The sequence below is a fragment of the Pseudalkalibacillus sp. R45 genome (assembly GCF_052246725.1).
GTDB lineage: Bacteria > Bacillota > Bacilli > Bacillales > Fictibacillaceae > Pseudalkalibacillus.
In genome coordinates this window covers 53,267-64,090 of the sequence record NZ_JBQQCL010000021.1, presented here as the reverse complement: position 1 = coordinate 64,090, position 10,824 = coordinate 53,267, and the positions used below count along the sequence as shown (strand labels likewise).

The following is a 10,824-nucleotide window of genomic DNA, read 5'->3' as shown; positions in this document are numbered from 1 at the left end:
GGATCAAACTCTCCAAAAAATTGATTAGCATCGAATTTCGTTGTCAGCATCGTCGGTTCACATCCTCAAGTACATCTTGGTACTATCCGGTGTTCACCTTCCTTGCTTCCTCGAACTTCTTGCTACTGAATTTTTTGAGCATCGTTTGATTGCTCATTAATGTAAAACTTAAAAATTGATCAGGGTTCTTATAAAAAACCCGTTTCACGCTTGGCTTTTGTTCAGTTTTCAAAGAGCTGTTTTTCGCTGCCTCGTTTTTGAGGCGACCTAATCAATATAACATCCACAAAAAATAATGTCAACAACTTTTTTAATATAGTTTTTCACACCGTTTTTGCGGCAACAAAAAATACTTTACCAAAGCCCTGCATAACTGTCAATAAGATTTTTTCACTTTTGATTCAAAAATTTATGACGCATATATTTTACACAGTCGGCTGGATTTGAAAAACGTTGTAGGATTTTAAAGACAAGCTGATACCTTTCTTCCATAGCGCGCTTGATAATTCCTTCAACACGATGATCCTCCATATCATGCAACAATTCCTCAAGTTCCTTTTTCAAAAGGTATTCCATTTCTTTAACTTCTTTTTCATTGAGAACAAATCCAAGCATGGTATCAATCCTTCATTTATTTTTTATCATTATCCCTTCTTTTTCCAATTTCTATTCCAGATAAATCTAAGCAGATGATTACAGATGGAGCACTATGGATTGAAAGACAAGACAGGTCTATCTTGTCCTCTCATACATATACATGTACTGAGTGATTAGGATAGGAGGTAAACGACGTGAACTTCTTTTGGGTCGTGAACGGAAAAAGGTTCAAGCAATATTTGATCATAATCATCGCTTCATTCTTTGCTGCCTTGATTGCTTTTGTAGAAGCACAAGATCTCGAAGTTTTCAAAACAAAGGACGGAGATCCAAGAGCCATATATAAGGGTGAAGAAAAAGGGAAAAGAATTGCACTCACCTTCGATGTAAGCTGGGGCGAAAAACGGATTCATGAAATTCTTGATCTTTTAGAAAAAGAAAAAATGAAAAACACGACATTCTTCCTTTCGGGAGAATGGGCAGAGAGGCATCCCGATATCGTTGAAAAGATCACTAAGAACGGCCACGAAATCGGCAGTCTTGGATATCGATATAAAAGTTATACCGAGCTTGAAGCAGATCAAATTAAACGGGACATGTCGAAAGCACAACAAATCATCAATGAGGTTTCTGGGGAAAAGCCTGTGTTGCTTCGCCCGCCAAACGGACAATTTAATAAAGAGGTTTTGGATATTGCAGAGAAACTGAATCAAACCATTGTACAATGGAGTATCAACCCACATGATTGGAAGAATCCAGGTGCAGAGCGAATTGCCGAGACGGTTTTATTCCAGGCAAAGGGTGGTGACATTGTCCTTCTTCATGCATCCGACTCAGTAAAACAAACCAAAGATGCACTGGAAAAAATCATTTCAGAACTGAAAAATGAAGGTTACACGTTCACTTCTGTAGGGGAACTGATTGCAAACACGGATAGTAAAACGAAGGAAATAAAATAAAGAAGTTGGGCTCTTGGCTCAACTTCTTTTTATGAGACGATGTAAGATTAAAATCTGCCAGGTGTTACATGCTAATAATGGAACGATGGACAACCATAGCCAAAGTATATCGCCCTGCTTCAAAACAGGGATCCATTCGAGGGTCGTTACCACCACGATGAAAAAAAGTGCTGGAACAAAAGCGGCTTTGTTCGTTTCCTTCATTTTGATATAGGCAACGATCAATCCATATAGCAGTAGAGCAACTGGGACAATGATGAAATTGAATAAGGTCAATCCTGTATCTTTAAAGGCAATGTAACGTAAGTAGAATAAATCAAAAACAACGAACGCGAGTATCAATACTTGTACCCAGCTCCATAGCTGCACTGATTTAAAAACCCCTAACCCGAATCGATGGATCGTCAAATAGGCGAAATACCCCATTTGGCTGATGATGCTGAAGATGAATCCGAATCCGAGTAACCAGGCGATCATGACAAAAAAGCTTGCCATGCTCTCGATATCTTCCCAGCGAAGCAGCAGCCCGACAGCAACAGCGCTAACCCCACCGATCAACAACGTTGTAATAAATAAATAAACCCATTTTCTTATATTCACGGATAACAATTCCCCTTTAATTTTGCTCGTTTCGATTGTACCAATCCACCTGTAAAAAAGCTAGTTTCCTTTATTTAGTCCGCATATTTGTCACAAGTTTCTCGAACGCTAAAGGTAAGATTGAATACTGAAAGGGGCAGTCTAGGGATGAAAAACTGGATGTTCGTCCTCATCATATCCTTTGGTTTATTATTACAGGGATGCACTCCTGCAGCAGCAGAAGAGAAAGGCTCTTATGAGGAAACAAAGAAAATGCTTGTGGACCTTTTAAAAACAGATGATGGTAAAAAAGCGATAGAAGAAGTCTTAACGGACGAAAAAATAAAATCACAAATCGTCATGGATCAAAAATTCGTGAAAAAGACAATTGAAGATACACTGACTTCTAAAAAAGGTCAGGATTTTTGGAAAGAATTGATGAAGGATCCAAAAACAGCTGAAGCTCTTGCTAAAAGTATGGAAAAACAAAATGAAGAGTTACAGAAGAAATTACTCGATGATCCTGAATATCGGAAAAAAGTCATCGAAATCATGAAGGATCCTGAAATATCCAAGGAAGTTATGGACTTGATGACTTCTCAAGAATTTAGGGAGCAACAAAAGAAAGTAATGATGGAGACGCTTGAAAGTCCTCTGATGAAAGCTCAGCTTTCTGAAATGATCAAGAAAACAGTGGAAGAAGAAATCAAAAGCGGTAGTGCTTTAAAGCAACAAGGAAAAGGTGAAGAAGGCCAATCTGGTGAAGATCAGGGCGGACAAGGTCAAAAATAGGGACCGGCAAATGCCGGCCCTTTTTATTACATTTAAACAATATAAGGTAAACTAAGGCTCAGCCTGCGCTAAGGCTTGGCTTTGCCAGGTCTTCTTTATCCTTCGACTTTTTTGATGACGTTCAACGCAATTTGCTTATAGATCTGCCCGATTTTCGAGTCTCCAAGATAAACGGATGGTGCAAAATCATCTTCACGCATTTCCGGTTGACCGAGCGGGATTCTACCGAGGACCTCGGTATTCAATTCTTTAGTCAGTTTATCGGCTCCACCTTGCCCGAAGACATATTCCTTTTCACCAGTCTTCTTGCTTTCAAAATAGGCCATATTTTCAACAACACCAAGAATATCGTGGTCCGTTTTCAGCGCCATCGCTCCTGCACGTGCTGCTACGAAGGCTGCTGTAGGATGTGGTGTTGTGACGATGATCTCTTTACATTGCGGAAGCAACTTATGGACGTCTAAGGCAACATCCCCTGTTCCAGGCGGTAAGTCCAAGATTATATAATCAAGGTCTCCCCACTCGATATCATTGAAGAAGTTCGTCAACATTTTCCCAAGCATAGGTCCGCGCCAAATGACCGGTGCATTATCCTCAACGAAAAATGCCATCGAAATCACTTTGACTCCGAAACGCTCTACAGGGAAAATCTGCTCACCGACGACTTTTGGACGTTCTGCAATACCCATCATGTCTGGAACACTGAACCCGTATATATCTGCGTCAATTAGTCCCACACGCTTCCCTTCACGAGCAAGGCTGGTCGCGAGATTCACGGAAACTGTTGATTTCCCAACTCCACCTTTACCACTTGCTACCGCAATGAAAGTCGTATCTGTTTGTACGCCGCTCGTCGTTTCTTGTTGAGGGGCTGCACCTTCACGTTGTTCGAAACGCAGACCGACAGAGGAGACACCCGCACCTTTTAACGTATTTACAATTTCTTGCTGAAGTTGCATTTGTTCTGGCGAATTCGCCTGGGCGATTGCAATTTTCAAGCCAACGTAATCTTCTTTGATTTTGATTTCTTTCACACTGTCTGAATCAACAATGCTCTTATGTAAAAATGGTTCTTGTATCGGTTTGAGAAGCTCTAAAATTTGTTCTTCTGACATCATATCTCGAACACCATCCTTTTTAATCGCTTTCATCCCTTAGTATAACACAGAAAAATCCACTTTTAGAAACGGAAGGGCTGTGTCGGTTGAGTTAAGCAAATACTTGTAGGAGCTTTTAAATAATTCAGTTGATTCCTCCGAAGAATCCAGGCTGATTAATTCTTCTTTTAAAAAAACTCTTTTCTAAAAGATTGTTGCTTTTTGAGTTATTTTTAAAAAATCACCTTATGCAAGTTGATTGGAGAGCAAGGCGCGAGACTCCTCGAAAATGAAAATCGCATTTTCTTCGTGCGATGTAACGCTTCCGAAGCTTTCCTTGGCCTGCGGGATCAGCGTGCCTACTTCCTGAATAATCTCCTCGCAAGGCATGCGAAGAGGAAGCTCGCTTCGACAGGACTTTCTTGTAGACGCAGGAGCAACTTCCTTGAAAAGGAGACGCCTGAGATCGCTAGGCGACGAGTAGGCTCACCGCACGCCCCGCGGAAAGCGAGCATCCTGAAGCGGAAATCAACGACTTTCAAGAGCAACAAAGTTTGCGCAAACAGCTTTTAAAAAAGAAAAACCTGATCCATTAATCACTTGGAGCAGGTTCGTTAGCATAATACCGTAAAATCCCCTGGTAAATTGATGCAGCGAGCTTCGTCTGATAAAGTTTCGATTTTAGCAGCTCCCGCTCATTCGGATTGGACAAGAAGCCTACTTCAACCAGTGAACCGGGTATTTCAGCTTTACGGATCATATAAACAGTACTGATCGGCTTCGCTTTACGTGTCGTGTTCTCCAAATTAGAGCGGATTTGTTCCTGGATCAGTTTTGCTAATTTTTCATTTTCGTCTATTGCAGGGTTGTAAAAAACTTGAGCACCATACCATCGAGATGAAGGAATGGCATTGAGATGAATACTGACGAACATATCAGCATCAGATGTGTTTACAATTTCAGTTCTTTTTAACAAATCTTCCGTTTTACGATTCCGGATCCGTTTCGTGCCATCGCTTGCCAGATCCCTGTCTGTTTCTCGCGTCATGATTACAAGTGCTCCGGCTTGTTGGAGGTAGTCACGGAGCTTTAAGGAAATTTTCAAGGCGATATCCTTTTCCTGGACATCTCCTTTTCCAATTGCACCACCATCGACTCCCCCATGACCGGCATCCAGTACGATGATTTTTCCTGTTAATGGAAGACTCCAAGTAGACCAGGAATCGTTCGAATGTAATTGTTGTTGGATAACATATAATAAAAGTGCAGCACAAAAACCAGTCAGACCCCATATAAGCCATTTTTTCCGCTTCACCATATTCCCTCCCGCATCCCACTACTTGTATATATGTATGGGACAAGTGGAGGAAATATACCATTTCAGATTAGTGAAGCCGCATACGATATCGCCGCTGTCCGTTTTCGTATCCTTCTCTCCACCATCGCTGGACGAAAGCGTCACAGCACATGTGAAGGGATTCGAGAACATGATCAGGGGTATAGCTCCAGAATTGCCAGTATTCGAATAGTGTGTCATACAGACGCTTCTCAGAAGCTGCACTGCGCTCTTTGATGCTGTCAAGCGATTCACCGTGATAGCCGAACTTACTGTATTCAGCCCCTAATAAATACGCTTCAATTGCTATATCAATACATGTATCCTGGATCTCATCTTGGAACAATAAACTATATTGTAAAAACGGGAAGAATAACCTTTGGAATTCGGTTTTAATTCCGTTCAGGGAAAGTTCACGTAATACTTTTCGTTCAAATGTAATTCGTTTTTTGTATTGTCTGTCTCTAAAGGTGGTGATTACATTCATTGGTTTCGCCTCCTTTCCCATTAGTGTTCGACCGCAAAAACGATTCATACCATGGGAACTTTGGTAAAAGACAGTATGTATACCACACCCAAATTACGCAAAGCTAAAAAGGAAGCCGTGCCAGATACACTTTTCTATCAGTTGTTACGCAAAGGTTTGTTAAGTGTACCTGGCACCGATTCAGACTCCTTCTCCCACAAGGGATGCGAGATGGTGCCTGGCACCATCTCAAAACCGTTGGGGCACAAGGGTGAAATTGTCGTGCCAGGCACCACCAAAAAAAGCGCACAAAAAAGCTCTGGCGCATTGGCCAGAGCTTTGTATAAGCGGTATTTGATTAACGCTTTGAGAATTGTGGTGCACGACGAGCGCCTTTGAGTCCGTACTTCTTACGCTCTTTCATACGTGCGTCTCTAGTAAGGAATCCTGCACTCTTAAGAGTAGAACGCAATTCTGGATCTACTTCTAGAAGTGCACGAGCAACACCATGACGGATTGCACCAGCTTGACCAGTGTATCCTCCACCATCAACGTTTACAAGTACATCGTACTTTCCTTCTGTTTCTGTTAAAACTAATGGTTGTTTAGCGATAACTTTCAATGTTTCAAGTCCGAAAAATTCGTCAAGGTCGCGACCGTTTACGATGAAGCGTCCATCACCAGGTACAAGACGTACACGAGCAACAGAGTGCTTACGACGGCCGGTTCCGTAATATTGTACTTGAGCCAAGTTAAACCCTCCTTATTATTTATCCGCGAAGTTCGTAGTTTTCAGGATTTTGTGCTTGATGTGGATGTTCGTTCCCAGCATACACATGAAGCTTTTTCGCCATCTTACGACCAAGGCTGTTCTTAGGAAGCATGCCTTTGATTGCAAGTTCAAGCATTTTTTCAGGACGCGTGTCACGCATTTCCTGTGCCGTTCTCGTTCTAAGACCACCTGGGTGTCCAGTGTGACGGTGGTAAAGCTTGTCAGACATTTTCTTCCCAGTCAATTCGATCTTGCTTGCATTTAAGATAATTACGTGATCACCAGTGTCAACATGTGGTGTGTAAGTCGGCTTGTGCTTACCGCGTAGAACAGATGCAACTTCACTTGAAAGACGTCCAAGAGTTTTACCTGCAGCGTCTACCACATACCATTTACGATCAATTTCTTTTGGCTTTGCCATATAGGTACGCAATTTATTTCCCTCCTGATTCATTCACTTACAAATCTATTTTCAATACGATTCGTTTTTTCCATTCGACGATTTCCTCATCCGGGGCTAGTGGATTTCAGAAATACCAAAGAATATCTTATAATAATTAGACAACGATGTCAAGTGTGTCAGCCCGTTTTTTAGCCTATTCAACAATGTTTTTTATAGTTTACCTTCCAAAGATACAATCCGTGGGCCGGCGCTGTTTTTCCAGCAGCATCCCGATCCTTCTTTTCCAGCATGCTCGGGATGTCGGTCGCCTCTCGCTTGCCGGTTCCAACCTCCAACAATGTGCCTACGATGATCCGCACCATATTGTATAGAAAGCCGTTTCCTTCAATGCTTATGACCAGCTCATCGCCTGCTTCTTCAATCTCCAGCTTCGTAATAATACGAATCCGCTCCATCACTTCCGTTTTCGCTGAACAGAACGACGTGAAATCATGCTCTCCAATCAAAAGCTCCGCGGCAGTCCGCATACTCAACACGTCAAGCTCATACGGAAAATGATAGGTGTAGTTCCTTCTGAAAACATCCTCATCAAACTTCCTTAATATTCGATAACGGTATTCTTTTGCTGATACATCATAACGAGCATGAAAATCAGGATCCTCTTCGGTTATTGACTGGATGCGGATATCAGCGGGAAGGAGCGTATTCAACGCTCGTTTCCAGGCGGATGGTTCGATATGAAGCGTTGTATCAAAATGAATCACCTGACCGACCCCATGAACACCTGCATCAGTCCGGCCTGAAGCAGTCGTCCTGACAAAATCTCCTTTATGCATTCGTTGGAGAACCTGTTCGATTGTTCCCTGAACCGTTCTCAGGTCTGGTTGGATCTGATATCCCGAAAAACCTGTACCATCATAACTCACTATTCCGCTTATCCGTTTCAAAAAGGCCACCCTCTAAGATCTTAGTAAAAATAATACGATGATCAATACAGCCACCATAGAAAGTGCCAGCGTATCAATCACTTGCCATTTCAATATTCTAAGCTTCGTCCTGCCTTCACCGCCCCGGTAACCTCTGGCTTCCATCGCAAGCGCAAGGTCCTCAGCTCTTTTAAAAGCACTGATGAATAGTGGAACGAGCAATGGAACGAATGCCTTGATCCGTTCTTTGATCGGACCGCTCGAAAACTCTGCACCTCTCGCCGATTGTGCCTTCATGATTTTTTCTGTCTCTTGTAAAAGAGTCGGAATGAAACGCAAGGAAATCGACATCATCAACGCGAATTCATGGACAGGGAACTTCACTTTTTTCAATGGATCCAGCAGACTTTCAATTCCATCCGTAATATCAATCGGTGTAGTTGTAAGGGTCAATAAAGATGTTAAAAGAATAAGGAATAAGAGCCGTAAAGCAATGAATACCCCTTGAACGACACCACCTTCGTGAATCGCTGTCCAACCGAAATCCACTAACACCGGACCTTCCTTCGTCATGAACAGGTGCAAGATCATCGTAAATAGGATGATCCAAAGAATCGGCTTCAACCCTTTGATGATAAAGGAGATCGGCACTCTTGATAAAAGAGCTGTCGCAATCGTGAAGATACCGAGAAAAGCATAGCTTGCCCAGTTGTTTGCGAGAAAGACGATGATGACATAGATGAAAACAGCCACCAGCTTAGCGCGCGGATCCATACGATGGATCGGTGAATTTCCAGGGATGTATTGACCGATTATGACATTTTCCATCATTGGAGATTCCCCGCCTTCATCGTCTGCTCAATGATTTCTACGACTGCCTCTTCTGTAAAGCCCGCTTCAATAGAAATTCCGAAACGTTCTTGGACCGATTTGAGAAAACGTGTAGATTCGGGGATGTCCAATCCTACAGCTTGAAGCTTGTCTTCCTGCCTGAAAATTTCTGCAGCAGTCCCTTCCATATAGACGGTTCCACCAGACATGACCATGATCTTGTCAGCGTAACGTGCAGCATCTTCCATGCTATGCGTCACTAAAATGATTGTAATGTTGTGTTCCCGTTGCAATGACAGGAACAAGTCCATCATTTCACGCTGTCCGCTTGGATCGAGACCCGCAGTCGGTTCATCAAGGATCAGGACATCAGGCTTCATCGCTAAAACGCCTGCAAGGCTACACGGCGCATTTGCCCACCGCTCAACTCAAAAGGTGACCGTTGCAAGTACTCATCTCCAAGACCGACTGTGACAAGCGATTCCTTCGCCCTACGTTTTGCTTCAACCTCACTTACACCAAAGTTGCGAGGTCCGAAACAAATGTCTTTCTCGATTGTTTCTTCAAACAATTGATGTTCAGGATACTGGAATACCATGCCGACGTGCTTCCGGACTTCCTTGAGCCTTTTCCCTTTTTCATTCGGACGGATCGTTGTATCACCAATCGCAACAGAACCCGAAGTTGGTTTCAAAAGTCCGTTCAAATGCTGAATCAATGTCGATTTTCCTGAACCGGTATGACCGATGATCGCATAAAAGCTCCCAGGCGGTACATCGATTGATACATCATACACTGCACGACGTTCCTTCGGCGTTCCCTTGCTATAGATGTGCGCTAGCTGTTTTGTCGATAGTTCCATAATGCATCCACCAATTCTGTTTGTGTTAAAGTCGGCGCAGGTAAGTTTATCCCTTTTTCCTTCAACTTCTGTTGGATGTTCAATGAAAAAGGTAATTCTAGTCCAGCATCTAACAATAACCCGGTATTTTGGAAAACGTCTTTCGGTGATCCAGATGCCACCACTTCCCCTTGCTTCATCACAACGATCCGGTCTGCTTTAATTGCCTCTTCTAAATCATGGGTAATGGACAACACAGTGATGCCATCCTTTTCATTCAATTCACGGATTGTTGCTAATACCTCTTGCCGTCCTTGTGGATCAAGCATGCTCGTAGCTTCATCCAGGACGATGACATCAGGTCTTTGTGCTAAAACCCCTGCAATCGCCACTCTTTGCTTTTGTCCTCCTGATAGCTGGTGAGGCTCCTGATTTTCATACTCGTTCATCTGTACCCGTGCCAACGACTCAGAAATCCGAACAATCATTTCTTCACGCGGTACACCGTTATTCTCGAGCCCGAATGCGACATCATCTTTAACGGTCGTCCCGACAAACTGGTTATCTGGATTTTGAAAAACCATTCCTACCTGTTTCCTGATTTCCCAAAGGTTTTCTTCGTTATCAGTCCTCTTCCCTCCGACAATGACGGTCCCTTCATCCGGAAGCAACAGTCCATTCAAGAGCTTCGCAAGCGTCGATTTCCCTGAGCCATTATGCCCGACGATCGAAAGCCATTCGCCCTTGGGAACAGTCAATTTCACATTAGATAATCGATATGGACCGTCGGTTTCATAGCGAAATGATACATCGTTTACTTCGATCAATTCCTTCATTTCCGTCCCCTCCTCTACACTGCAGGGCTGCCCCATTTTTATTAATAAATGACTTTGTTAAATACTAATGTTGATTTGGGTAGAGTTTGATTGAGCGAAATTCATGACACTCTTGCCGGAAAAATGAGTTAGATGCACTCAAGTTTCAGTTAACGGACACCAGAGCCGTTATTTGTGGCAAAATCGATGTTTCTGAATTTTTAACGGACACCACAACCGTTATTTGTGAAAAAAGCAGCTGATTTTCGATGAAACTTGCAAAATAAGGTCCCTGGTGTCCGTTAGCTTTGTAATACCTTGTTGTTTTGGCCAAATAAGGTCTCCTGTGTCCGTTAACGGTTGACGAGGATTACAGACCGCCTGCGGAAAGGGAGTGAATTTCGAATAAA

Annotated in this window: 13 protein-coding genes and 1 pseudogene; 2 read left to right on the top strand and 12 right to left on the bottom strand. The window is 42.8% G+C overall.

The window, feature by feature from the left end:
• Positions 1-390 precede the first annotated feature (390 nt).
• On the bottom strand, positions 391-615 hold the full coding sequence (locus ACTWQL_RS21920; protein ID WP_443144513.1) for a hypothetical protein: 225 nt from the start codon (positions 613-615) through the stop codon (positions 391-393).
• 176 nt (positions 616-791) lie between these two features.
• On the opposite strand from ACTWQL_RS21920, the gene pdaB reads away from it, so the two are divergent.
• Complete coding sequence (pdaB, locus tag ACTWQL_RS21915; RefSeq protein WP_443144512.1) at positions 792-1,556, top strand: polysaccharide deacetylase family sporulation protein PdaB; 765 nt, start codon at positions 792-794, stop codon at positions 1,554-1,556.
• An 18-nt stretch (positions 1,557-1,574) separates the two neighbouring features.
• On the opposite strand, the gene ACTWQL_RS21910 is transcribed toward pdaB, so the two are convergent.
• Complete coding sequence (locus ACTWQL_RS21910; protein WP_443144511.1) at positions 1,575-2,156, bottom strand: KinB-signaling pathway activation protein; 582 nt, start codon at positions 2,154-2,156, stop codon at positions 1,575-1,577.
• Positions 2,157-2,303: 147 nt separating this feature from the next.
• Between ACTWQL_RS21910 and gerD the strand changes: the two genes are divergently transcribed.
• Entirely contained in the window at positions 2,304-2,927 is a 624-nt protein-coding gene (gene gerD, locus ACTWQL_RS21905; RefSeq protein WP_443144510.1) for a spore germination lipoprotein GerD, read from the top strand.
• 95 nt (positions 2,928-3,022) lie between these two features.
• Here gerD and ACTWQL_RS21900 read toward each other — a convergent pair whose 3' ends face one another.
• From ACTWQL_RS21900 to ACTWQL_RS21855, 10 genes and pseudogenes are all read right to left on the bottom strand, one after another.
• The gene (locus ACTWQL_RS21900) at positions 3,023-4,045 is read right to left on the bottom strand and encodes an Mrp/NBP35 family ATP-binding protein (RefSeq protein WP_443144509.1); all 1,023 of its coding nucleotides are present in this window, start codon (positions 4,043-4,045) and stop codon (positions 3,023-3,025) included.
• Positions 4,046-4,270: 225 nt separating this feature from the next.
• The gene (locus ACTWQL_RS21895; RefSeq protein ID WP_443144508.1) at positions 4,271-4,414 is read right to left on the bottom strand and encodes a hypothetical protein; all 144 of its coding nucleotides are present in this window, start codon (positions 4,412-4,414) and stop codon (positions 4,271-4,273) included.
• A gap of 202 nt (positions 4,415-4,616) precedes the next feature.
• Entirely contained in the window at positions 4,617-5,342 is a 726-nt protein-coding gene (gene cwlD / locus ACTWQL_RS21890) for an N-acetylmuramoyl-L-alanine amidase CwlD (RefSeq protein WP_443144507.1), read from the bottom strand.
• A gap of 67 nt (positions 5,343-5,409) precedes the next feature.
• Positions 5,410-5,847 carry a DUF2521 family protein gene (locus ACTWQL_RS21885; RefSeq protein ID WP_221569157.1) on the bottom strand — a complete coding sequence of 146 codons (438 nt, stop codon included), beginning with the start codon at positions 5,845-5,847 and terminating at the stop codon, positions 5,410-5,412.
• A gap of 337 nt (positions 5,848-6,184) precedes the next feature.
• Positions 6,185-6,577: a 30S ribosomal protein S9 gene (rpsI, locus tag ACTWQL_RS21880; RefSeq protein ID WP_261134648.1), complete on the bottom strand. Its 393-nt coding sequence runs from the start codon at positions 6,575-6,577 to the stop codon at positions 6,185-6,187.
• A gap of 19 nt (positions 6,578-6,596) precedes the next feature.
• On the bottom strand, positions 6,597-7,031 hold the full coding sequence (rplM, locus tag ACTWQL_RS21875) for a 50S ribosomal protein L13 (protein WP_443144506.1): 435 nt from the start codon (positions 7,029-7,031) through the stop codon (positions 6,597-6,599).
• A gap of 167 nt (positions 7,032-7,198) precedes the next feature.
• On the bottom strand, positions 7,199-7,948 hold the full coding sequence (gene truA, locus ACTWQL_RS21870) for a tRNA pseudouridine(38-40) synthase TruA (RefSeq protein ID WP_443144505.1): 750 nt from the start codon (positions 7,946-7,948) through the stop codon (positions 7,199-7,201).
• A gap of 12 nt (positions 7,949-7,960) precedes the next feature.
• Entirely contained in the window at positions 7,961-8,758 is a 798-nt protein-coding gene (locus ACTWQL_RS21865) for an energy-coupling factor transporter transmembrane component T family protein (RefSeq protein ID WP_443144504.1), read from the bottom strand.
• Positions 8,755-9,620: pseudogene (locus tag ACTWQL_RS21860) on the bottom strand (energy-coupling factor ABC transporter ATP-binding protein). The gene ACTWQL_RS21865 and the pseudogene ACTWQL_RS21860 overlap by 4 nt, the downstream one beginning before the upstream one ends.
• Positions 9,596-10,435, bottom strand: a complete 840-nt coding sequence (locus tag ACTWQL_RS21855; protein WP_443144503.1) for an energy-coupling factor ABC transporter ATP-binding protein — start codon at positions 10,433-10,435, stop codon at positions 9,596-9,598. Before ACTWQL_RS21855 ends, ACTWQL_RS21860 begins: the two are co-directional and overlap by 25 nt.
• Between the last annotated feature and the right edge of the window lie 389 nt (positions 10,436-10,824).